General features: G+C 53.6%; 21 protein-coding genes and 1 other annotated feature. All 21 genes read left to right on the top strand.

What is annotated here, in order from left to right; genetic code table 11:
* Positions 1-29: 29 nt before the first annotated feature.
* Entirely contained in the window at positions 30-692 is a 663-nt protein-coding gene (locus tag NSS83_RS12185; RefSeq protein WP_341184279.1) for a stalk domain-containing protein, read from the top strand.
* Between the two features lie 92 nt (positions 693-784).
* Positions 785-1,069, top strand: a binding site (T-box leader).
* A gap of 159 nt (positions 1,070-1,228) precedes the next feature.
* Positions 1,229-3,865, top strand: a complete 2,637-nt coding sequence (locus NSS83_RS12180; protein ID WP_341348724.1) for a valine--tRNA ligase — start codon at positions 1,229-1,231, stop codon at positions 3,863-3,865.
* 5 nt (positions 3,866-3,870) lie between these two features.
* Positions 3,871-5,247, top strand: a complete 1,377-nt coding sequence (locus NSS83_RS12175) for a folylpolyglutamate synthase/dihydrofolate synthase family protein (RefSeq protein WP_341184280.1) — start codon at positions 3,871-3,873, stop codon at positions 5,245-5,247.
* Positions 5,248-5,254: 7 nt separating this feature from the next.
* On the top strand, positions 5,255-6,631 hold the full coding sequence (murC, locus tag NSS83_RS12170) for a UDP-N-acetylmuramate--L-alanine ligase (protein WP_341348310.1): 1,377 nt from the start codon (positions 5,255-5,257) through the stop codon (positions 6,629-6,631).
* 195 nt (positions 6,632-6,826) lie between these two features.
* Positions 6,827-7,984 (top strand): GGDEF domain-containing protein, encoded by a 1,158-nt coding sequence (locus NSS83_RS12165; RefSeq protein WP_341348309.1) that lies wholly within the window; start codon positions 6,827-6,829, stop codon positions 7,982-7,984.
* Between the two features lie 55 nt (positions 7,985-8,039).
* Entirely contained in the window at positions 8,040-9,239 is a 1,200-nt protein-coding gene (locus tag NSS83_RS12160) for a GGDEF domain-containing protein (protein WP_341348308.1), read from the top strand.
* 160 nt (positions 9,240-9,399) lie between these two features.
* On the top strand, positions 9,400-10,581 hold the full coding sequence (locus NSS83_RS12155; protein WP_341348307.1) for a glycosyltransferase family 4 protein: 1,182 nt from the start codon (positions 9,400-9,402) through the stop codon (positions 10,579-10,581).
* Positions 10,582-10,756: 175 nt separating this feature from the next.
* A complete protein-coding gene (locus NSS83_RS12150; protein WP_341348306.1) occupies positions 10,757-11,944 on the top strand; it encodes a glycosyltransferase in 1,188 nt (395 codons plus the stop codon).
* A gap of 76 nt (positions 11,945-12,020) precedes the next feature.
* Complete coding sequence (locus NSS83_RS12145) at positions 12,021-13,376, top strand: SPOR domain-containing protein (RefSeq protein WP_341348305.1); 1,356 nt, start codon at positions 12,021-12,023, stop codon at positions 13,374-13,376.
* Positions 13,377-13,603: 227 nt separating this feature from the next.
* Complete coding sequence (locus tag NSS83_RS12140; protein WP_036698966.1) at positions 13,604-13,849, top strand: DUF4321 domain-containing protein; 246 nt, start codon at positions 13,604-13,606, stop codon at positions 13,847-13,849.
* A 35-nt stretch (positions 13,850-13,884) separates the two neighbouring features.
* Entirely contained in the window at positions 13,885-14,487 is a 603-nt protein-coding gene (locus NSS83_RS12135; protein WP_341348304.1) for a Maf family protein, read from the top strand.
* Positions 14,488-14,513: 26 nt separating this feature from the next.
* On the top strand, positions 14,514-15,203 hold the full coding sequence (radC, locus tag NSS83_RS12130; protein ID WP_341184288.1) for a DNA repair protein RadC: 690 nt from the start codon (positions 14,514-14,516) through the stop codon (positions 15,201-15,203).
* A gap of 39 nt (positions 15,204-15,242) precedes the next feature.
* Positions 15,243-16,277 carry a rod shape-determining protein gene (locus NSS83_RS12125; RefSeq protein ID WP_036698969.1) on the top strand — a complete coding sequence of 345 codons (1,035 nt, stop codon included), beginning with the start codon at positions 15,243-15,245 and terminating at the stop codon, positions 16,275-16,277.
* 67 nt (positions 16,278-16,344) lie between these two features.
* Complete coding sequence (gene mreC, locus NSS83_RS12120) at positions 16,345-17,214, top strand: rod shape-determining protein MreC (protein WP_341184289.1); 870 nt, start codon at positions 16,345-16,347, stop codon at positions 17,212-17,214.
* Positions 17,214-17,744, top strand: a complete 531-nt coding sequence (gene mreD / locus NSS83_RS12115) for a rod shape-determining protein MreD (protein ID WP_340752103.1) — start codon at positions 17,214-17,216, stop codon at positions 17,742-17,744. Before mreC ends, mreD begins: the two co-directional genes overlap by 1 nt.
* Positions 17,745-17,825: 81 nt before the next feature.
* Positions 17,826-18,485, top strand: coding sequence for a septum site-determining protein MinC (gene minC / locus NSS83_RS12110; protein ID WP_341184290.1), 660 nt, complete (start codon positions 17,826-17,828; stop codon positions 18,483-18,485).
* 5 nt (positions 18,486-18,490) lie between these two features.
* The gene (minD, locus tag NSS83_RS12105; RefSeq protein ID WP_076079452.1) at positions 18,491-19,285 is read left to right on the top strand and encodes a septum site-determining protein MinD; all 795 of its coding nucleotides are present in this window, start codon (positions 18,491-18,493) and stop codon (positions 19,283-19,285) included.
* Between the two features lie 165 nt (positions 19,286-19,450).
* Positions 19,451-20,317, top strand: a complete 867-nt coding sequence (locus tag NSS83_RS12100; RefSeq protein ID WP_341348303.1) for a M23 family metallopeptidase — start codon at positions 19,451-19,453, stop codon at positions 20,315-20,317.
* Positions 20,310-21,152: a M50 family metallopeptidase gene (locus tag NSS83_RS12095; RefSeq protein ID WP_341184292.1), complete on the top strand. Its 843-nt coding sequence runs from the start codon at positions 20,310-20,312 to the stop codon at positions 21,150-21,152. Before NSS83_RS12100 ends, NSS83_RS12095 begins: the two co-directional genes overlap by 8 nt.
* 34 nt (positions 21,153-21,186) lie before the next feature.
* Positions 21,187-22,428 carry an Rne/Rng family ribonuclease gene (locus tag NSS83_RS12090; RefSeq protein WP_341184293.1) on the top strand — a complete coding sequence of 414 codons (1,242 nt, stop codon included), beginning with the start codon at positions 21,187-21,189 and terminating at the stop codon, positions 22,426-22,428.
* 205 nt (positions 22,429-22,633) lie between these two features.
* Positions 22,634-22,945, top strand: coding sequence for a 50S ribosomal protein L21 (gene rplU / locus NSS83_RS12085; RefSeq protein ID WP_036698983.1), 312 nt, complete (start codon positions 22,634-22,636; stop codon positions 22,943-22,945).
* The last annotated feature ends 12 nt before the right edge of the window (positions 22,946-22,957 follow it).

Raw genomic sequence — 22,957 nt, 5'->3', positions numbered from 1 at the left:
ACACTACTTCTGGAAGGATGATCATTCACATGAAGAGAAAAGTGGCAGCCACTGCGGCCGCACTAAGCTTGACGCTCACAGTCTCGGCCGGTGTCTATGCCGCCAGCAATCTGCAGGAGATCAAGGCGCTCCTGAACAACAAAATCGGGATCGTCGTGAATGGCCAGGCGTACACGCCCAAAGACGGCAACGGCAAAACCCTCGCCCCGATTACCTACAACGGCATCACTTATCTGCCTGTACGCTCCATAGGCGAAGCGCTGAACACCGCTGTTACTTACGATGCTGCAACCAGCCGGGTCATCATCGGTAATGGGGCTGCTCCGGCTGTCTCCTCCGGCGGCTCGTCCGCAGGAACACCAGCGGATTCTGTGAAGCGGCCGAAGAGCCTGCCGGCGGACTTCCCGCTTCCGGCGGACGCGAAGATCTTTGATCTGATCGAAGGCTCGGCGACCGGCAAGCCGTCCGCGACCTTCAGCTATACCACGAAGCAGGGGCTGGAGACGCTGGGCAATACGTATAAGGACTATTTCGCGCAAAAAGGAGCCACCTCCAAATCGGAGGAGGTCTCTGCAGCCGCCTTCCAGATTATTGATGCAGGTAGCACGTTTGCTGTTACCGTGGACGGGGCTCCCGGAACGGGCAGCCGCCAGGGCTTCAACGTGGTTCAAGTGATCTGGAGCGGGGAGTAAGCGCCAAGGTTCGTCTGCTGCGCGCCCTTTGTGTATATGCTGGTTGACTAGGGATAACACTGAATGTATTATTGAACTAAGTAATAACTAGCATAAAGACTGGGAACGGGAAGAGTAGGCGGTCAGCCCTTCAGAGAGCGGGATTATTATTGGTGTGAATTCCCGCAGGACGCAGCCCCCGAAGTCGCCCCGGAGTTGCCCTTCTGAGCTTGTCTTCATCATGAAGACCGGTTAGGATGCGGCCGGTTGCAGCCGTTACCCTGCATGAGTGTCGCGCTGAGCTTTAGGAACCTGTTAGGGAACTTAAGGCAGTGGTTTATTTTTTATTGGCGCGAAACAAAGGTGGTACCGCGAAAGAATGGCCTTTCGTCCTTTGAGACGAAGGGCCTTTTTGTATTCTCAGAAACCGCTAGCTACTCAATACATTTAACAGTGGAGGGTTCACAATGGCTGATAACAACAATGCAGCAGCAGAGCTGCCGAACGGGCAGGAAGCGGCAGAAGCTACCGCTTCAGCTAATCACAAGCAGAGCGATATGCCGACTACATATGATCCGGGAGCGGCAGAGAAGAAATGGTATGCGTACTGGATGGAGAAGGGCTTCTTCGAAGCCGGCAAGCGGCCGGATGCGGAGCCGTACAGCATCGTGATTCCGCCGCCGAATGTAACCGGAATGCTGCATATCGGACACGCGCTGGATTTTACGCTTCAGGATGTGCTGATCCGCACCAAGCGGATGCAGGGATATGATACCCTGTGGCTGCCCGGTACGGACCATGCAGGGATTGCTACACAGACCAAGGTAGAGCAGAAGCTGCGCCAGCAGGGGATCTCCCGCCATGATCTGGGGCGCGAGAAGTTCCTGGAGCAGGTATGGGACTGGAAAGACCAGTATGCCAAGACCATTCATGACCAGTGGGCCAAGGTGGGCCTGTCCCTCGATTACTCCCGCGAACGCTTTACCTTTGATGATGGAATGAAGAAGGCGGTAAGCAAGGTATTTGTGGAGCTGTACCAGAAGGGCCTGATCTATCGCGGCAAGCGGATTATTAACTGGGACCCGGCTGCCCGTACAGCCCTGTCGGATATCGAGGTTGAATACAAGGAAGTGAACGGGCATCTGTACCATCTGCGTTATCCGCTTAAGGATGGCAGCGGCCATATTACGGTGGCTACCACGCGGCCCGAGACGATGCTGGGCGATACAGCGGTAGCGGTACACCCGGAGGATGACCGTTACAAGCATCTGATTGGCAGAACACTGGTCCTGCCGATTATAGGCAGAGAGATTCCGGTTATTGCTGATGAATACGTAGATAAGGAGTTCGGCAGCGGTGCGGTTAAGATTACACCGGCGCATGATCCGAATGACTTCGAGATGGGAGTCCGCCATAACCTTCCGCAGATCAATGTAATGGACGAAGGCGGAGTGATGAATGAGGAAGCAGGCGCTTACCAGGGAATGGACCGCAGCGACTGCCGTAAGGCCATCGTAGCCGACCTGAAGGAGCAAGGCGTGCTGATCTCCATTGAGGATCATGTACACCAGGTTGGGCACAGTGAGCGTTCGGGGGCTGTTGTAGAGCCTTATCTGTCCACCCAGTGGTTCGTCAAAATGCAGCCGCTGGCAGAAGCGGCCATCGCTGCACAGAAGGACGGTGACGGGGTCCACTTCGTGCCGGACCGCTTCGAGAAGACGTACCTGAACTGGATCGAGAATGTCCGCGACTGGTGTATCTCCCGCCAATTGTGGTGGGGTCACCGGATTCCGGCCTGGTACTCCGAATCTACCGGGGAGCTTGTTGTTGCGCACGACGAAGAAGAAGCACGCCGCATCAGCGGGCTGTCCGACCTGAAGCAGGATGAGGATGTTCTGGATACCTGGTTCAGCTCCAACCTCTGGCCGTTCGCTACATTAGGCTGGCCTGACGGGGAGAGCAGTGACTATCAGCGTTACTATCCGAACAACGTACTGGTTACCGGGTACGATATCATTTACTTCTGGGTAGCGCGGATGATTTTCTCAGCCATGGAATTCACAGGCCAGAAGCCGTTCTCCGATGTACTGATGCACGGACTCGTACGCGATGCCGAAGGACGCAAGATGTCCAAGTCTCTGGGCAACGGCATCGATCCGCTGGATGTTATCGAGCAGTACGGCGCTGACGCCATGCGTTATATGATTACTACCGGCAGTACAGCGGGCCAGGATCTGCGGTTCCGTATGGAAAAGGTAGAGCAGGCGCGCAATTTTGCCAACAAGATCTGGAATGCCTCCCGGTTCGCGCTGATGAATCTGGAAGGCGTAGCCTTTGAAGATATTGACATTACAGGTGAGCTTGGCACAGCAGACCGCTGGATTTTGCACCGCCTGAACGAAACTTCCCGTGATATTACGCGTCTAATTGACTCGTACGAGTTCGGCGAGACCGGACGCCTGCTCTACAACTTCATCTGGGATGATCTGTGCGACTGGTATATCGAATTCGCCAAGCTTTCGCTGTACGGAGCGGACGCAGCCGCCAAGGCCAAGACCCAGTCTGTTCTGGCTTACGTGCTGGACCGCACACTGCGCCTGATTCACCCGTTCATGCCGTTCATTACCGAGGAGATCTGGCAGCATCTGCCGCATGAAGGAGAATCGATTACGCTGGCTGAATGGCCGAAGTACGATGCGGCGCTTGAGAATCCGCAGGCGGTATCAGAGATGAACCTGCTGATGGATATCATCCGGGCTGTTCGCGGTATCCGTGCGGAAGTGAATGCGCCAATGAGCAAGAAGGTCGAGCTGATTATCAAGGCCGGCAGCCAGGACACCCTGGACATTATTTCCCGTAACGACAATTACATCGGGCGCTTCTGCAACACCTCTTCGTTCGAAGCAGGCCTTGCGCCGCAGACGCCGGATAAAATGATGTCCGCCGTGGTTACCGGAGCGGAGCTGCTTCTCCCGCTGTCCGGTCTGATCGATATCGATCAGGAGATTATCCGTCTGGAGAAAGAAGTCCAGACCCTGAACAGCGAAGTGGAGCGTGTGGAGAAGAAGCTCAGTAATCAGGGCTTTGTAGCCAAAGCTCCGGCGAAAGTCATCGAAGAGGAACGGGCGAAGCAGGCGGATTATTCCGACAGACGCGAGAAAGTGCTGGCCCGTATTGCAGAGCTGAGAGGATAACTGACATGGAAGAGATCACCCGGAGCGGCGCTGCCGCTCCCTTAAGTTCTTATACAGAAGCCGTAGACTGGATCAACAGCCTGATTCCTTTTGGAATCCGGCCGGGTCTGGAGCGGATAGAGCTTCTAATGGAGAAGCTGGGACATCCGCACCGGAAGCTTAAGTTCATTCATGTGGCGGGGACGAACGGCAAGGGCTCAACCTGCGCCTTTTTAACCTCGGCCCTTATTCAGAGCGGATATTCGGTGGGGACCTTTACCTCTCCTTATATCACGAAGTTCACGAACCGGTTCCAGTACAACGGGACGGATATTCCTGAAGAGACGCTGCTTGCGCTTGCCAATCAGCTGCGTCCGCTGGTGGAGGAGATTGCGGGCACTGAGCTGGGCTCACCGACCATGTTCGAGGTGGCGACGGCGCTCGCGATTCTCTATTACGGCGAAGTTTGTTATCCCGATGTAGTCGTATGGGAGACGGGGCTTGGGGGAAGGCTGGATGTAACGAATATCGTTACTCCGGTGGTGTCGGTCATTACGAATGTTGGACATGACCATACCGATGTGCTGGGAGATACGCTGGAACTGATTGCCGGCGAGAAGGCCGGGATTATTAAGCCGGGCGTTCCTGTAGTCAGCTGTGTAAGCCAACCCGAAGCTGTAGCTGTATTGAAAGCCAAGGCGGCGGCTACCCGTTCGACACTCTATTTAGCCGGAGAAGATTTCAGCTATAGTAAGGTAGAGCAGAGAGACGGCTACCAGCACTTCACCTTCAACGGGCCGTTCCGCGGGCTTGAGCTGGATATTGCCATGAAAGGCGAACACCAGCTGCAGAATGCAGCCGGAGCAATGATGGCGCTTGAGGTGCTGCGGCAGTATATGGCCTTCATGCTGGAGGACGAGGATGTGCTGGAGGGCTTTCGCGGCACATTCTGGGCCGGAAGACTGGAGGAAGTGAGCACTGCGCCCAGAATTATTCTGGACGGCGCGCATAACCCGGAAGGGGCTGAGAGCCTTGCGAAGAGCCTTCCGCAGTTCCAGCCTTACGGTAAATTAAATTTGCTGATGGGGATGCTGGCAAATAAGCATCACGAGTCGTATCTCAAGCATATACTGCCTATAGTGGATACGCTCATCCTGACCGAACCGGATTTCCGTAAGAAAATGGACGCGGAAGATCTGCAGGCGATCGCAGAAAGTCTGCGGAGTAAATATGCCAAGGAAAACTTGGAAATCATAGTAGAACGTAATTGGGGCCAAGCGCTGCAGAAGCTGCAGACGATCACAGCGGACGATGACCTCGCAGTTGTGTCCGGAACGCTGTATTTGATTTCTGATGTGCGCAGTACGCTTTTACGGCAACCCGATTCTGAAAAAGGCTGGTGACGAACTGTTGGATACTACTGAACGTGTGCATTTTATAGGGATCGGCGGCTATGGTATGAGCGCGATTGCCCGGGTGATGCTGGAGATGGGATATACAGTTACAGGCTCTGACGTAGCTGCCCAGGAGTTAACGGAGAAATTGATAGCCAAAGGTGCCAAGGTCTTCATCGGGCATACGGCGGAGCAGGTGAAAGGTGCGGATCTGGTCGTCTATTCCACGGCGCTTGCCGCGGATAATGTGGAATGGGTGGAGGCAGAGCGCCTGAAGATTCCGGTTCTTCACCGCTCGCAGATGCTGGCCCGGCTGCTGAATGAACGCAAGGGCGTAGCGGTGGCCGGAGCGCACGGTAAGACTACCACCTCATCCATGATTGCTCTGGTTATGGAAGACTGCGGCGTGGACCCTACCTACATTATCGGCGGGGAGATTATGAATGTCGGCACGAATGCCAAAGCGGGACAAGGGGAATTCGTCGTGGCAGAGGCCGATGAGAGCGACGGCTCGTTCCTGCAATACCATCCTTGGCTGGGAATCGTTACGAACATTGAAGCGGACCATCTGGAGAACTACGGCGGCGACTTCGGTAAGCTGAAGGATGCTTATGTTCAGTTCATGAATCAGCTTCGCGAGGATGGAACAGCTATCGTATGTGCAGATGATGAGAACCTGAAATCCCTGCTGCCTAAGGTAAAAGGTAAAGTAATCAGCTACGGGATTGAATCAGAGACGGCCGATTATATTGCAACAGATATTGTCCTCGGCGACCGCCAGGTATCTTATACCATGAACCATGGAACCGAGGTGCTAGGCCGTATTGAGCTCTCTATTCCGGGAAAATACAATCTGTATAACTCCATGGCTGCAGTGATTTCCTGTCTGAAATCGGGCATTGCCTTTGAGGCCATTGCGGCTGCGATTGTGAAGTTCCACGGCGCCAAACGGCGCTTCCAGGTGCTGGGCGAGGTTGACGAGATTCTCGTCATTGATGATTACGCGCATCATCCAACAGAGATTCAGGCTACGATCAGCGCCGCCAAGGCAACCGGCAAACGCATTATCGCCGTGTTCCAGCCGCAGCGCTACACGCGTACCTTCTTCCTGCTGGATGCGTTCAGCCGCGCGTTCAGCGAAGCAGACGAAGTGATTATTACCGATATCTATTCCCCTGCGGGTGAGAAGCAGATAGAGGGTGTCACCTCCGCCAAGCTGGTAGAGCTGATTGTGCAGAACAGCAACGCCGGTGCGCGGCATCTGCCGACGAAGGAAGCTGTGCTGGCCGATCTGCAGAACCGCATTGCTCCCGGTGACCTGGTCATCACCATGGGTGCGGGCGATATCTGGAAGGTCGGTTATGCGCTGGCAGACAGCCTGAAGAACCGCTAAGATTTCAGGAACCGTTAAACTTTTTAAAAAAGGGGCGGTCCCAATTAGCCATTTATGGCTTATGGGACCGCCCCTTTTTTGCATCCGGCGAACAAGAAGTTAGAGGTGATAGATAATAATGATATTGCCGATATGAGCTGTGAATGTTATCGTTCGGATAGAGCAGGTATATCCGCATAGTTCGGTGGTGTGTTGATGGGCTTTCAGCTTGATATTAAGTCGCTGTTATACTTGTTCATTCTGGGAAATTTATTTTCCGGGCTGATGATTACGTTTTACCGCTACCACTTTCCCAAAGACATTGCCTCCAGTCTATTCATTGCCTCCAAGTGGATTCAGGTGATCTTCTGGAGCTCCATTCTGCTGTGGGACTATATTCCCCATAGAATCGCTGTACCTCTGAGCAATGCGCTCATTCTGGCCGGCGGAGGGCTGGAGATCGCTGCGTTGCTGATGATGATGGGCATGCTGGACCGCCGTTCGAAGCTCTATTATCTGACAATCACGGCAGGGAGCATACTCAGCTTTGTTATCGTTACCCTGTTCTTCAACCATCCGAATATACGGGTCGCAACGACCTCGTTATGGGTCATGCTGTTTGTGCTCTACCCTGGCTGCCGCTTGACAGCGAGCCCGGAGCGCTCTCCGCTCCAGAAGATACTCGCCGCCGTATTTTATGCGATCGCAGCGGTGATGTTACTCAGGTCGTTCGTTGCTCTGGCGGTGGAACCGGATATGGGCCCGCTGACGGCTAATCCGGCGCAGTATTTGTATTATCTCGGGATGTTCCTGATGCTGATTGGAGGCATTGCCGCCTTCATCCTGCTCTCCAATGAGCATTCCTACCAGAAGCTGAAGCGCATCGCCACCTATGACAGCCTGACCGGGATTCTGGGCCGCCGGGCCTTCCTGCTGGAAGCCGAACTGAAGCTGGCGCTTGCCGCCAAGAAGAGGGAATATTGTTCCCTGCTGCTGCTGGATCTGGATCATTTCAAAAGAGTGAATGATACCTACGGTCATGACACCGGCGACAGTGTGCTGCAGGATTTCGCCCTTACTGCCGAGAGTACGCTTGCGGGCGGTGACTTGCTCGGACGGGTAGGCGGTGAGGAATTCGCCATTCTGCTGTACGGGCAGGATGCGCTGAGCAGCAGCCATCAGGCAGAAGCGCTGCGGGAGACGCTCAAAGAATCTTCTGTGCACAGCCTGCCCTGCGGGTATACGGTCAGTATTGGTATAGTCTCTGTGCTGCCTGATCAGCAGACCAGCTTGAACGCACTCTACAAGCTATGTGATCTGGCGCTTTATCAGGCGAAGCAGGAAGGCCGGGACCGTGTGGTCAGGTCCGGGTAAACGGACTCTCAAATACATAGCATACATAGACATATCGTTAAACAAAGGGGTGGACATGATGACAGCCGGCTTGGATTTGAAGACTTTGCTGGCTTGTCTTTTTTTCGGCAATCTATTTACGGTTCTGCTTATTCTGGCATACCGGCCCAGTTATCCGAAAGAAAAGACAACCCCATTGTTCCTGACAGCCAAAATTCTGCAGCTCGCTATTCTGCAGCTGTTGTTATTAGAGGGAGTTCATGATTGTCCATTCGTGCTTCCAAGTATTATTCTCTTGAGCGTGGCTGCAGGAACTGCGGAGATTCTGGCCCTGCTGAAGAAGCTGGAAGCCGATTCTCAGCGAATGAAGCAGCGGTATTACACGCTGGCTGCGATATCTGCGTTAGGTCTGCTTCTGCCCTACCTGCTGCATCCGGATGTTCCCCGGCTGATCGCAGCATCTGCACTTACGGGTGCGATTCTGCTGCTCTATCCGGCTTATCTGTTATCCTGGAAGGTCAGAAAGACCCCGCTGCAGGAAATTACGGGTATGCTGTACGGTGTGGCGATCCTCTCTCTGCTCAGTAAGGCCAGCGGCCTGTTCTATCTTCCGCCGGGAGGCTCGATTGCAGCGGCGTGGCTGCAGAGCTTTTTTTACGCCGGAATCTATCTGCTGATGTTCCTCGGAACTGCGGGCTTCATGCTGCTCTCCCGGGAACAGTCCTATGCGGAGCTGGAGCGTGTGGCAACTTATGATGAACTGACAGGCGTCTTGAACCGCAGGGCGTTCGTGCTGCGTGCCCAGCCTCTGATTGCTGCTGCCGCCAAGGAGATGGTGCCCTTCTCATTCATGCTGCTGGATGTGGACCACTTCAAGCAGGTTAATGACACCTATGGCCATGATACGGGAGACCGGGTGCTGCAGGATTTCGCCCGCAGAATTGAGCGTCAGCTCGGCAGCGGGGATCTCTTCGGAAGATTCGGGGGCGAGGAATTCGCGGTGCTGCTGCACCGGTCGGATGAGGAAGACGGTGAGAGAATAGCGGAACGGCTGCGCTGCTCTGTGCTTGGTGCGACGGTCGAAGGCATGCCGCTGTCCTATACGGTCAGCATCGGTCTGATTACGATTCTCTCCGGTGAACGCGTGCCGCTCGGCACCTTGTACAAACTGAGCGACAACGCTCTATATAAGGCGAAGCAGCGGGGAAGGAACTGCGTGGTCAGGAGTGACAGCTACAAGGGCAAGGTGCCGGAAGCTGGTTCTTTTGCGAAGTAGACAGGGCCGATTATCAATAGTATGCCGCATGACAGCGATTCTCCATATTATCGGGGAGCCGCTTTTTTGTATGACTGTACCACCTTAACTTGGGTAATAGATCCTAGATGCCCCGGGCAGTCCAGGGCCAATTGATCAATGGAGAGTAGGAGAAGAGGCCATGAAGGAACCGTTGCTATTCATTTCCGCAGAGAATCCATATCCGCAGGATAGCGGGGGCAAGCTGAGAACGGGCAATATTCTGAAGCTTCTGCAGGGCAAATATGAGGTAGAGCTCATCACCTATGCCAATCCCCGGAAGACAGGGACGCCGGAGGGACTTCCGTCACTTACGGTGCATGAAGTAGAGCGTACAGTCAGCTACCGCAGAGCGCTGCTCCGTTCCCTGTATACCTGGCGGAATTGTTCTTATATGAGCCATGTTGATGTGGACATGAGGGCGAAGATTATAGAGCTCTGCAGCCGGAATTCCTACGGTCATGTATTTATTTCGCATAGTCTGCTGGGCTGCTGCATCGACATTGTACAGCGCTGCCTGCCTGGTACTGTGATTATTACCGATGCGCATAATTTCGAGAGCGGATTGTCTGCACAGCTGGCAGGCGGGAAAAAGGGGATCGCCAAGGTCTATTATTCCCTTAATGCTGTATGGACGCGCCAGGATGAGCTGAAGCTGATGGACAAGACGAATCTGCTGCTGACCACTTCGGAAGAGGATGCTCTGGCCTTCAAGGCACTGGCCCCCAGCCAGTCACAGAAGGTCCATGTCATTCCCAATTTCATACGCATGGAGGATTACCGGACCAAGACGCAGTTGCCCAAGGAGAAGTGGATTATTCTTCCGGGTAATATGAACTACTTCCCTAACATTAACGCAGCCCTCTACTTCTACCGTGAGGTATATCCTCTGGTTAAGGCGAGCGTACCGGATATCCAGTGGTATATTGTCGGACGGGACGTGCATCCGGAGGTAGCGGCGCTCGCCTTGAAGGATTCCTCTATCGTCATTACCGGGTATGTGGACAGTGTGGCGGATTATATACGCAAGGCGCAGGTGGTCATAGCTCCGCTCCTGGAAGGCAGCGGAACAAGGCTGAAAATTCTGGAGGCCTGGGCGCTGAGAACCCCTGTCGTATCCAGTTCCAAAGGGGCAGAAGGGCTGTTCTATGAGCATTCGCAGAATATTATGATTGCCGATGACCCGGTTTCCTTTGCCGATAGTGTGACACTTCTGCTTCAGGATCATGAAAGAGGAGTAGTGCTTGCGGACCGTGCATACGAGGTTCTGCTGGCAAATTATGAGGCGGAAAGTGTCAAGGATAAGCTGCTTCGTCTGGTCTGAAGGGATATGGAATGTAAAATAATTATTTTTCCCCATAAATCGACAACCTTCTCAGGAGGACTGCGTTACTATAGATCTACATCGATAGTTTCACATTTCTGGGCTGGATGTCATCCGGCCTTTTTTGTTTCGTACACATTCATTCACATTTACATAGAACCAAGGAGCTATAGCCATGAGAGAGAGAATGTTGTTCCTTTCTGCCCGGAGTCACATGCCGGAAGACCGGGAGGGAGACATCAGAACAGAGAATTTCCTTGATATGCTGCTGGAGCGGTTTGATATTGATCTGTTGGAGTATTGCCACCACCGCCGCGAGACGCAGATTCTACGCAGTCCTGCCCTGACCGTTCATCAGGTGAAGCGGCCTGCGTCCACCCGCAGAAGCCTGCTGTTTCCGCTGAACAGGCTACGCACGGATGCCTCGATGCTCGGCAATGACAAGTCGCTGCGGGCGGTAATTAGCGAGATGTGCAGCCAGAACGCCTACAGTCATGTGTTTGTCTCGTATGCCATGCTCGGTAACGTACTGGACCTGGTTGCCTCACTGCTTCCCGGAGCTGTTATCGTCACCGACGCCCGGCGTGCAGGTGGCATACGGGTGCAGAGCCGGGCGGCCGGCAAGCGGGGAATCGGCACAGGCTACCGCAAGCTGAACGATGCGCTGATCCGCCGGGAAGAGCGCCGCTTAATGAACAAGGCCAGCCTCCTGCTGGCCGCTTCAGAAGAAGAGGCCCTGTCCTTTAAGGCGTTATCCTTTGCCGACGCAGGCAAGGTGCATGTAGTTCCGCCGTACATTGATCTGACTGCCCTACCCTATGCGGCTCCCGGAGAAACTGCCAAGGATAACTCCATCGTTCTGCACTGGAACATGTATTCCACTGACGGCAAGAATGCAGCGCTGCTGTTCTTCAAGAAGGTATATCCGCTGATTCGGGCGGCAGTGCCGGATATCCGCTGCTGCATTATCAGCAGTGAGGTGCATGCAGAGGTCGCAGCTGCCGCCCAGAAGGACTCTTCTGTTGTACTCATCAGAGAAGCTATGCAGACAGCCGATTATATCCGCAAGGCCAGAGCTGTGGTTGCTTCATGCTGTGAGGACTGCGGCAGTCAGAGCAGCATTCTGGAGGCCTGGGCCCTCCGCACGCCGGTGGTCAGCAGCCTGAAGGGCTCGGAGGAGCTGATGTGTGAGCCGGGGCGGAATATTCTGCTGGCAGGAACAACGGCGGGCACTGCCGATCATCTGATCAGGCTGCTGACGATGCCGGAGCTTGGTTCTATTATTGCGGATCAGGCCTACAGGACGCTCAGCAGGCATTATGCCGCAGAGGGAGTTAAGGCGAAGCTGCTTAGTCTGGTGTAAATATATTAAAATAGCATATCTCTCTCGCATCTTTCATATCTTTCAGTATAGAACTGAAGATCGCGAGGTGAGGGTATTGAATAACGGAAGAATGACATTCCGCTTCGACGGTGACCAGGGCAGGCAGCGGACAGAGACGGCAGAGCTCCGGGCGGCGAACGAAACCGGTGTGGTTCTGGAGGACAAGGATACTGACAAGGTGCAGCGCGGGGGGATTAAGACATCCTCCTATTCCAAGGCCGATGAATATATTGTGGATCTGGAGAAGGTGGAGTTGCCCCGGCCATTAGAGACAGCTTACATGAAGCCTCCGGGCGCCAGCCGCCGGAAACCGAAAGCTCCTGAGGATAACTATGATTTGGGGCTGTATTCTGTTGTCCGTCCTGCTTCTGCAAGGAATCTATGGGAACAGAGTGAAGACTCGGAGGAGGATTCCTCCTATGGAGGGGCGGATGAAGAAGGTCTGCATTCAGCAGATGACTACTACCCGCTGTATGAAGATAACTGTGAATCCGCTACAGACAGTTATGAGCAATCCGGCGCTCACCGGGATAGCTACGGCGGCTCTTATCATACCCGCCGTCCCTCGTACTGGTGGAAGTTCGCATTGTCCATAACTGGAGCGCTGGGAACGGGGATTCTGCTCGGATATGCAGCCTTGTCGTTCATCACAGGAGGGGCGGGGGAGACTGCTAAAGCTCCCGGCAATGCGGAGGTTAAGGCGGGAATCACCCAGGGGCAGAAGGCGACAACCAGCAGTAACTCAGCAGACATAACGGGTGTGCCTGCTGAGCAGACGGGAGAAGCGGTGAGCGCGCAGATTCCGGTTGAGGTTGCGCCACAGAGCTATTATCTGCTGCAATATGGCGTCTTCAGTACAGCGGCAGGAGCGGAACAAGCCCGGCAGGAGCTCTTGACCGCCGGCCTTGCCGCCGGTCTTGATCCGGCAGACGGCAACCGTGTGTACGCCGGAATGTCTCCTGACCGTGAGCAGGCCAAGCTGCTTAGCAATGGGCTCAAGGGGCAAGGCATCGAGCTGTACGTGAGAGAAGTGGCTCTGCCAGCTGTGAACCAGGTCCGCTACACCGGAACGGCAGCTGAGGTGGACAGCTACTTCACGCTCAGCAGCCAGCTGTTAAGCGAGCTGAGCAGCTTGTCTGCTTCCCTGCTTGGCGGGGGGAGCAGCGGGGACGCTGGCGCAGCGGTAAGCGATCTCCATATGCAGTGGACCCAGGCAGTCAAGGCACTGGAGCCGGGCCTCACACCGGAAGGGCAGAGAATCGCTGACGGGCTGGAGAAATCCATGAGCCAGGGGATAGCCGCCCTGAACGAATACAATAAGAATAAGGCGGAGGGGCTGCTCTGGGAGGTGCAGGAAGCCATGATGAGCTTCCTGACCGGCCAGAAAAGCCTGTTGTCCGCCATGAGCTGAGAGCAGAGGCGTAACGAACCGCTGACTATAGGCTAAATAAATGATCCCCCGTACCAGGCATGTGCCCGGCGGGGGATTGCTGTATTTCCAGAGGTACTCATGCGGTGTGATAAGATCCGCAGGCTTCTATCGTGGTAAACATTCCCTGGATGGATTTTGAGTTTGTATTGCACTCCGTTTCACCGTATAATAAATAGGGTGTCAAAAAATGGCGAGGGAAGACTTGAATGAAGAAGAAAAATGTAGGAACACTGCTGTTATTTCTTATTCTGGGCTGGCTGGCCGGAGCCTGGATTGCCAAGCTGCTGGAACCTGTACAAGCTCTGTCTTTTCTTACAGCTTCGACTGTTCTCAAGTGGTCGCCGCAAGCCGATTTAGACATCATAACCTATGACATCACAATCCATTTGAAACTGTGCCTGCTCAGTCTTGCCGGAATTATTACAGCCGTATGGCTGTACCGCAGGCTGTAGCCTTAGCTGGCAGCACAGGAAGGGACGTAATTACAGTGGAGCATGACAATTCACGGCATATTATTCTGGCCTCAGGTTCACCGCGGCGGCGTGAGCTGTTAGCCTCGCTTGGACTGCCTTTCGAGGTGCTGTCCAGCGATGCTGATGAGAGTACACCGCCCGAATGGAGTCCTGAAGCTATTGTACGGAATCTGGCTCTGCGTAAGGCAGAAGCTGTGATTCCTGTTGCCGGAGACCGTGATGCTGTTATCATCGGCAGCGACACGATTGTTGTGCTTGACGGAATGGTGCTCGGCAAGCCGGCGGATGAGCAGGACAGCTCCAGAATGCTGGAGATGCTGCAAGGCCGGACGCATCAGGTATACACCGGGGTGGCCTGCATCGGTTCCGCAGAGGGACGTACCCTGGTAGATCATAGGGTAACCTCTGTAACTATGAGAGCAATGAGCGAAGAGGAAATCTCCGCCTACATAGCGACCGGGGAGCCTGCCGACAAAGCCGGCTCTTACGCGATACAAGGACTGGGCGCCACCCTGGTGGAAGAAATTGAAGGCTGCTATTTTAACGTGGTCGGTCTGCCGCTGTCACTGCTGAGCGGTATGTTGTCCGGGTTTGGCATTTCAGTGCTGAACCGGTAAGGGTAGCCGAAGAAAGAAGGTTAGGGATGGAGTCGCAAACATTTATGCTGCGTGACCTCCCCCATGAAGAACGACCACGAGAGCGCATGATGCATTATGGGGCGGAATCATTAAGTCAAGCGGAGCTTCTGGCTATTCTGCTGCGCACAGGTGCGCACCGTGAATCAGCCCTTCTTATCGCCCAGCGGCTCTTGAGCCATGCAGGCGGTCTCCGCGGACTGGCGGATCTGAGCATTGAAGAATTGACAACAATCAACGGCATCGGCCCTGCCAAGGCCGTGCAACTCAAAGCAGGCATAGAGCTGGGAAGACGCATGGCGAATTCCCGGCTTACCGAACCGGTCATTATCCGCAGTCCCCAGGATGCGGCGGAGATTTTGACTGAACAGCTGCGTTACTTGCAGAAGGAGCATTTTATCTGCCTGTTCCTGAATACGAAGAATCATGTTATTGCGCAGGAAACATTGTCCATGGGTAGCCTTAATGCCTCCATTGTGCATCCCCGCGAGGTGTTCCGGGCAGCCATGAAATGCAGCAGCGCAGCAATTATATGCGCACATAATCATCCGAGCGGTGATCCTACGCCGAGCCCTGAAGACATCTCCCTGACCGCAAGGCTTATGCAGGCAGGCGAAATTGTCGGCATTGATGTGCTGGATCATCTGGTGATCGGAGACAGCAGCTACGTAAGTTTGAAAGAGAAAGGCTACATGTAATACAATTGTCTAGATTCACATGGAAAAGGAGCAAACAAGATGTTAGGTGGTTTTACGAAAGACTTAGGAATTGACTTGGGGACAGCGAATACGCTTGTCTACGTGCGCGGTAAGGGGATCGTTGTCAGAGAGCCGTCCGTGGTAGCCATTAATACAGATAGCAAGACGATTGAAGCCGTAGGGGAATCTGCCAAAAAAATGATCGGACGCACGCCGGGCAACATCCGTGCCATCCGTCCAATGAAGGACGGGGTCATCGCTGATTTCGATACTACAGCAACTATGATCAAATATTTCATCCGCCAGGCCCAGAAGCAGCGCTCGATGTTCCAGCGCCATCCGAATGTCATGGTGTGTGTACCCTCCGGAATTACAGCCGTTGAACAGCGTGCAGTTGAGGATGCTACGAAGCAGGCCGGAGCACGGGAAGCTTACATTATCGAGGAGCCATTTGCTGCTGCCATCGGTGCAGATCTTCCGGTATGGGAACCAACCGGCAGTATGGTTGTAGATATCGGCGGCGGGACTACCGAGGTTGCGGTAATCTCACTCGGCGGTATTGTTACCAGCCGTTCTGTACGTGTGGCCGGGGATGATGCGGATGAGTCTATCATCCAATACATCAAGCGCCAGTATAACCTTATGATCGGTGAACGCACTTCCGAGCAGCTCAAGATGGATGTGGGCTCCGCCCTGCCGCTTGAGAAGGCTGAGACGATGGAGATCCGAGGACGCGATCTGGTAACCGGTCTGCCGAAGACGCTGACCATTACCTCCGATGAAATCTGCGAAGCTCTGTCCGATACTGTGAATGCGATTGTTGAAGCCGTGAAGGTTACACTGGAGAAATGTCCGCCGGAGCTGGCTGCCGATATTATGGACCGCGGCATTGTGCTTACGGGCGGCGGTGCGCTTCTGCGCAACCTGGACAAGCTGCTGGCGCGCGAGACCGGAATGCCGGTGATTGTGGCCGAGAATCCGCTGGACTGTGTTGCGATCGGCACAGGCAAGGCGCTGGAGAATATCCACTTGTTCAAGAGCCGCAGCAGTTCGGGCCTCCGCTCCAAACGCTAGGAACATGCGGACTGTGAACGTCAACCCCTGAGGTTGGAGAAATACGGTTATTAGAGGGTGCTCGAGATTGTTCAAGCTGTTTAACAATAAACGACTGTTTATATTGCTGATTACGCTGGTTACGTTTATCGTTCTGATGGGCTTCAGCCTGGGGCAGAGGAAGACCCTGTCCTGGCCGGAGAACTTCCTCAGAGATACGACCGGATTCGTGCAGAAATTGTTCTACAAGCCCGCTGGATACGTAGCGGGCTTCTTCGAAGATATTGGCAATCTCCGCGAAATGGCCGAAGAGAACCAGCGGCTTAAGATTTTGGCTGCACAGTACGCCCGGGATAAGGCGCAATTTAATTTCATTAAAGCCAAGAATGAACAATATGAAAAGGATCTTCAATTCACTAAAGCTCAAAAGAACATGTATAAATATGAATATCTGATCTCCAATGTGGTCAGTGTAACGACAGAACCGGGCAATAACACACTTGTTATTGATTTGGGTGCGAAAGATGGCATTAGACTGAATATGTCCGTAACTTCTATCGAGGGGCTTGTAGGAGTTATAAGCAATGTTAGTAACTTCACCTCTACCGTGAAGCTGATGACGATGATGGATATCAACGACCCCAACTCTCAGCCTCCTATAGCAGCAACCGCTGTTAACAAGGAGGGCAAGACCTTTGGAATGATTGAGAGCTATGACCAGCAGACCGGAATGCTGCTGATGAACAAAATCCCCGTAGGCGATCCGATTGCCAAGGACGATGTTATTATCTCCTCTGGGATTGGCGGACGATATCCGCGTGGTATGACTATCGGTACGGTGGAAGAAGTGAAGATCGGACAGTTCGGATTAACCTCTACAGCGATTATCAAGCCGGCGGCAGGATTCCAGGACTGGAAGGAACTCTTCGTTGTCTATACGGAGGAGCGTGTAGAATAGTGAGGATGCGCAGACCTGTCCTGGTACTTTTGTTATTCATTTTATTTATTCTGGAAGGCACAGTGCTTCCCTGGCTGATTCCTGACGGCTGGCAGATGCGGATTATTCCTAATCTCGTCTTCATCGTCATTCTGTTCGTAACGGTATACCATCACCGGCATACAGCACTTATTCTGGGCTTGTCGTTTGGTATGCTGCATGATGTGGTCTTTTACGGCCGCATACTGGGTGCTCATTCCTTCGCTATGGGCTTATCTGCGTACCTGATCGGGCTGATATTCCAGATTCCCCGCGCGCCGCTGCCGCTCATGATGACAGTGGTGTTACTGGGCAGTCTGCTGGAAGACAGTATTCTTTTTGCCATTTATAATGTGTTTAATTTAAGCCAGGAGCCATATAATTGGGCGCTCTTGCATCATATGCTGCCTACCATGCTCATTCATTTTGCTGCAGGCCTGCTTCTCTACATTCCGCTCCGGCGACAGCTGGAACTGCTGAAGAAAGAGACACTTGATGAGGAAGCTGCCTAAGCGGCAGCGGTATTTTCTTATCGCCCAAAGAAGGAGTTTGCCCGGCCCGGCACGAATGAATGAGGATAGGGGGACAGGCATATGACAGTTAAATCCAAGCACGTAAGGATTAAGGGCATCAAGGATGGCCTGGTATTCCTGCTAGACGACAAGTGTCCCTTTGAAGATCTCTTAAGCGAGCTTCGCTACAAGCTGGAGCACAGCCATCAAAATATTCTGACCGGACCGATTGTGCATGTGGATATTAAGCTTGGCAACCGTGCTGTTACTGAAGAAGATAAAGAGGCGGTACTGGAGATCCTCAAGAGTCAGGGGAATCTGTTAATCCGTTCGGTTGAAGCTGTTGAAGATCCTGAAGAGAAGGATCCAGAGGCCTTGTTCATGATGAGCGGAATGCTCCGCTCGGGCCAGGTGCTGCATCATGAGGGCAATCTGCTGTTCCTCGGTGATGTGAATCCGGGAGGCACGATTACCTGTTCAGGAGATATCTATATTCTTGGAGCACTCAAAGGAATGGCACACGCCGGAATCAACGGTAACCAGGAGGCCATTATTGCCGCTTCCCTCCTGGCGCCTACCCAGCTCCGGATTGCTGAGATTATTAGCAGACCGCCGGATGAATGGGGAACCCGGGAGAGCAGTATGGAATTTGCCTATTTATCAGGCGGTGCTATGCAAATCGACAAAATTCATAATATAGTGAAGTTACGTCAGGATTTAAATGTGTTTAAAGGGGTGTAGCCTCCATGGGAGAAGCGATTGTCGTAACCTCAGGTAAAGGCGGAGTTGGCAAGACAACCACAACAGCCAACATTGGGACCGCACTTGCCCTGCAGGGCAAAAAAGTATGTCTGGTGGATACGGACATTGGACTGCGGAATCTGGATGTTGTCATGGGGCTGGAGAACCGGATTATCTATGATCTGGTCGATGTGGCGGAGGGCCGCTGCCGGCTGAATCAGGCGCTGGTCAAGGACAAGCGCTTCGATGAGCTGTACATGCTGCCCGCTGCCCAGACCAAGGACAAGACAGCAGTTACACCGGAGCAGGTTAAGGATATCATTCTGGAGCTCAAGAAAGAGTACGAATATGTTCTGATCGATTGTCCGGCCGGTATTGAGCACGGCTTCCGCAATGCGATTGCCGGTGCCGACAAAGCAATTGTAGTCACCACTCCGGAGCATGCTGCGGTGCGGGATGCAGACCGGATTATCGGTCTCTTGGAGCAGTCATCAGTGGAATCTCCGAAGCTGGTGGTCAACCGGATTCGTCAGGGCTTGATCAAGTCGGGGGATATGCTTGATATTGAAGACATTCTGCAGGTGCTGAACATCGATCTGATCGGGATTGTACCCGATGATGAACAGGTCATCCGGGCGGCGAACAACGGAGAGCCTACCGTGATGAACCCGGACTCCTTGGCTGCGATTGCCTACCGTAATATTGCCCGGCGTATTCTGGGCGACGCGGTGCCGCTGATGCAGCTTGACCAGAAGACAGGCGCCTTCAAGAAGCTCAAGAAATTTTTTGGAATGGGCTGAATCCCGGCCACGCACTTATATATGGCATTCTTCCGTAAGAGCCCGCTGACGAGAAATCGCTGGCGGGCTTATTTTTGTTGTGCAGTAACTTGGACAGGGCTTGTTCTAAAGCGGCTTCCGCCACTCATAAAATGGAAGTAAAACAAGCCCGCCGGAGGGATCGATATGAAATACCCGAAAGAGTCCAAGAACCGCCGCAAGAAACGTATAGAAAATCTGCTGGAGGAGAAGCCGGCAACCGGAGCAGCACCAGCACCAGAGCGGTTTCGTCTGCCAGGCAGTCCTCCCTCATTCAGAGAACGGGGGGCTGGGGACAGGAATGAATTTGACTCTTCCCTTGAGCCTGACCCCGAGGCGATGTGGAAGCAGCAGCGTAACCACTGGGAAGATGAAGGCGGCAGGGGACCGGGGCAGGGCTTCCGTGCTGGTCTGCTGCGGCGGACGGTGGCCAGTCTGCTGGTCTTCGGCGCTGTATGGGGCATTTTTGCCGTGCAGGAGCCGTGGGCAGTGAAGGCACAGTACTTTGTTACAGACATCCTTAGCAATGATATGGATTTTGCAGCGGCACAGGTGTGGTACGAGGAACATTTCAATGGAGCCCCGTCCTTCATTCCGATCTTTGGAGATGAACAGGTGCCGGCGGAGAAGGTGACAGCCGCTCATGAGCTTAGCGCTCCGCTTGCAGGAAGCATTGTACGTCCCTTTGCTACTTCGCTTAATGGCGTCGAAATTATACCGGCAGACGATTCAAGTGCCAGCGTCACGGTGAAAAGTGTAGATACGGGCCGTGTCCTGGCCGTGTCGAAGGAAGCCCGGGGAGGCATCCGTATTACGGTCCGCCATACCGGGGAGATCACGGCAGAATACGGTCATTTGAGCGGGACACGGCTCGCGGTGGATGACTGGGTACAGAGCGGAGACGAAATAGGCTGGATTCAGGGGACGGAGGATGCCCGTGTCCCGTTGCTGTTTTTTGCAGTTATGAAAGACAAGACTTATATTGATCCGGCCGAAGTGGTATCGTTTGATTAGGGTCTGCGGCATTGAATTGTCTCTGCATCCGCTCTTCGTGCTGATTCTCATGGTTTCCGTGTTTACCGGACAGTTCCTGGAGCTGCTCACCTTGTTCCTGATCGTATTCATTCATGAGCTTGGACATGTATGTGCGGCGCTGCTGGCCGGCATTACCGTCAGATCGGTCCAACTGCTGCCATTCGGCGGCGTTGCGGTTATAGAGGATCATGGACGGCTTACAGCTGTCCGTGAGATCGGGATTGCCCTGGCCGGTCCGCTGCAGAACGGAATTATGATTCTGATGGCGCTGGCGCTTAAGCAGGTGCAGTATGGAAATATCGCCTATCTGGATTATTTTATCGGAGCCAATGCCATGATCGCTCTGTTCAATCTGCTCCCGGTGCTTCCGCTGGACGGCGGCAAAATCCTTCAGGCAGCCCTGAGTCTGCTGCTTCCGTATTATTACACACTGCTGTGGACCGGCAGAGTCAGCATTGCGGCCAGCCTGCTTGTGATAGGGTTTGCCCTGCTTCCGCTTGGGAACGGGGACGGTCTCCGGCTTAATCTCCTCATGATCGGAGCGTTTCTGCTCTATTCTAATTGGACGGACCAGCGTAATTTGCCGTACAGGTTTGTCGGTTTTTTGATGAACCGTGAGCGGATTTATGAGCGGTATCTAGTGGCAGAGAACATTGCCCGCCCAATAGTTGCCACGCTCGCGAAACCTTTGGATGAGATATTGCGTCTATTTAAACGTAACCATTATCATTATATCTATGTGATGAACAACGATGGGGATATCGTTACCGTTGTGCCGGAGCAGCGTCTGATTGCTTCGTATTTCGGAAAGTAACAAGCGAGAAACGATTCAAACCAGAGGTGAAGCCATGAAACAAATGATCGTTCACTGTACACAGCATATTACCCGCATGGCACTTCTGGAGAACGGGAGGCTGGTGGAATATGCAGCTGAACGCGATCAGCAGCAAGGTCTGGTCGGGAGTTATTATAAAGGCCGGGTCATGAATGTGCTGCCTGGTATGCAGGCGGCCTTTGTAGATATCGGACAGAAAAAGAATGCATTCCTATATGTAGATGATGTATTGCATCCCCATCTGGACAAGCAGCCGGCCGTCAAGCCTTCGATTGAGACGCTGCTGCAGCCCGGTCAGGAGATTGTCGTTCAGGTGAGAAAAGAACCGAGGGGCGGCAAGGGCGCGCGGGTAACCACGCATTATACGCTGCCCGGACGCTGGATGGTGTACATGCCCTTTGCCGAATATGTCGGGGTCTCCAAGAAAATAAGCCGGGAATCCGAGCGCAGCCGGCTTAAAGGCATCGGCGAGCGGCTGCGCCAGGGTGAGGAAGGACTCATTATGCGCACCGTCTCCGAGGATGAGCCGGTGGAAGCCGTGGAGGGAGATCTGGCTTTTCTGCGGGCACAGTGGGAGGTGATTACCCGGCGTTCCCAGGAAGTGGAGGCACCGGCTTTGCTGCACTGTGATCTGAGCATCGTCCAGCGGTTCATCCGGGATGCCTTCAATCCGCAGCGTGATGAGCTGATGATTGATTCGGCTAAGGCGGTTAAGGAAGCGGAAGCCTTCCTGACGGATATGGCTCCAGAAGGGTACAAGCCTGTGGGATTCTACAGGGGACAAGAGCCCATTTTCTCTGCTTACGGAGTGACGGATCAGCTGCACAAGAGCTTCAGCCGTAAAATCATCCTCGAGGGCGGCGCTACGCTGATCTGGGACGAGACAGAAGCCCTGACTGTGATTGATGTTAACACAGCGCAGTACACCGGCGGGACGAACCTTGAAGATACGGTAACACGGACCAATCTGCTGGCTGCGGAAGAGATCGGGCGCCTTGTCCGGCTCCGGGATACGGGCGGTATTATTATTGTTGATTTCATTGATATGGAACGGGAAGAGCACCGCAGGCAGGTGACGGACAAGCTGGAGAGCATTATCAGCCGGGACCGGACCAAGACGCATATTCTCGGCTGGACCCATCTCGGTCTGCTGGAGATGACCCGTAAGAAGGCGAGACATGATTCCGCCGGGTTTGCCCCGGTGATCTGCCAGTGCTGCGGCGGTACAGGCAAGGTTGGGACTTGGCTGGAGTAGGGAAGAGAAGAGCGGAGCCAAAGCTCTATTTTTGTGAGGGGATATTGACTAGGACCCATATGTGTGATAATATCTTCAAGTATGTGTTTGGTTGTTCCATTCCTGCACATGCTGTAACCGCTCCGATCGGGTAGATGAAGCGTGATTCCTCCGGGGATTGCCACCTTGACTAGGCGAGTCTGAGACATGAGGAGGTGCAAGTACAATGTATGCAATTATCGAAACTGGCGGTAAACAATACAAAGTCCAAGAGGGCGATGTTTTGTTCATTGAGAAGCTGGAAGCTGAAGACGGCGCAAGCGTAACGTTTGACCGTGTCTTGGCTGTTTCTAACGAAGGTGGTTTGACTGCAGGAACTCCGCTGGTAAGCGGCGCGTCTGTAACAGCCAAAGTCGAGAAACATGGTAAGGGACATAAGGTTGTAGTTTACAAATACAAACCTAAGAAGAACTACCACAAGAAACAAGGCCATCGTCAACCGTACACCAAAGTAACTATCGAGAAGATTCAAGCGTAAGAAGGTGCGTTA

The organism is Paenibacillus sp. FSL H3-0469, from assembly GCF_038051945.1.
Lineage (GTDB): Bacteria > Bacillota > Bacilli > Paenibacillales > Paenibacillaceae > Paenibacillus_AQ.
This window is presented reverse-complemented; position numbering and strand designations above follow the sequence as displayed.

Coding starts and splice junctions, on each gene's coding strand:
- NSS83_RS12180 (WP_341348724.1), top strand. CDS start 1,229: ATGCCGACTACATATGATCCGGGAGCGGCAGAGAAGAAATGGTATGCG.
- NSS83_RS12140 (WP_036698966.1), top strand. CDS start 13,604: ATGAAGAAGAAAAATGTAGGAACACTGCTGTTATTTCTTATTCTGGGC.
- NSS83_RS12155 (WP_341348307.1), top strand. CDS start 9,400: ATGAAGGAACCGTTGCTATTCATTTCCGCAGAGAATCCATATCCGCAG.
- radC (WP_341184288.1), top strand. CDS start 14,514: ATGGAGTCGCAAACATTTATGCTGCGTGACCTCCCCCATGAAGAACGA.
- minC (WP_341184290.1), top strand. CDS start 17,826: ATGACAGTTAAATCCAAGCACGTAAGGATTAAGGGCATCAAGGATGGC.
- NSS83_RS12125 (WP_036698969.1), top strand. CDS start 15,243: ATGTTAGGTGGTTTTACGAAAGACTTAGGAATTGACTTGGGGACAGCG.
- NSS83_RS12090 (WP_341184293.1), top strand. CDS start 21,187: ATGAAACAAATGATCGTTCACTGTACACAGCATATTACCCGCATGGCA.
- NSS83_RS12175 (WP_341184280.1), top strand. CDS start 3,871: ATGGAAGAGATCACCCGGAGCGGCGCTGCCGCTCCCTTAAGTTCTTAT.
- NSS83_RS12185 (WP_341184279.1), top strand. CDS start 30: ATGAAGAGAAAAGTGGCAGCCACTGCGGCCGCACTAAGCTTGACGCTC.
- NSS83_RS12100 (WP_341348303.1), top strand. CDS start 19,451: ATGAAATACCCGAAAGAGTCCAAGAACCGCCGCAAGAAACGTATAGAA.
- rplU (WP_036698983.1), top strand. CDS start 22,634: ATGTATGCAATTATCGAAACTGGCGGTAAACAATACAAAGTCCAAGAG.
- NSS83_RS12160 (WP_341348308.1), top strand. CDS start 8,040: ATGATGACAGCCGGCTTGGATTTGAAGACTTTGCTGGCTTGTCTTTTT.
- NSS83_RS12150 (WP_341348306.1), top strand. CDS start 10,757: ATGAGAGAGAGAATGTTGTTCCTTTCTGCCCGGAGTCACATGCCGGAA.
- minD (WP_076079452.1), top strand. CDS start 18,491: ATGGGAGAAGCGATTGTCGTAACCTCAGGTAAAGGCGGAGTTGGCAAG.
- NSS83_RS12165 (WP_341348309.1), top strand. CDS start 6,827: ATGGGCTTTCAGCTTGATATTAAGTCGCTGTTATACTTGTTCATTCTG.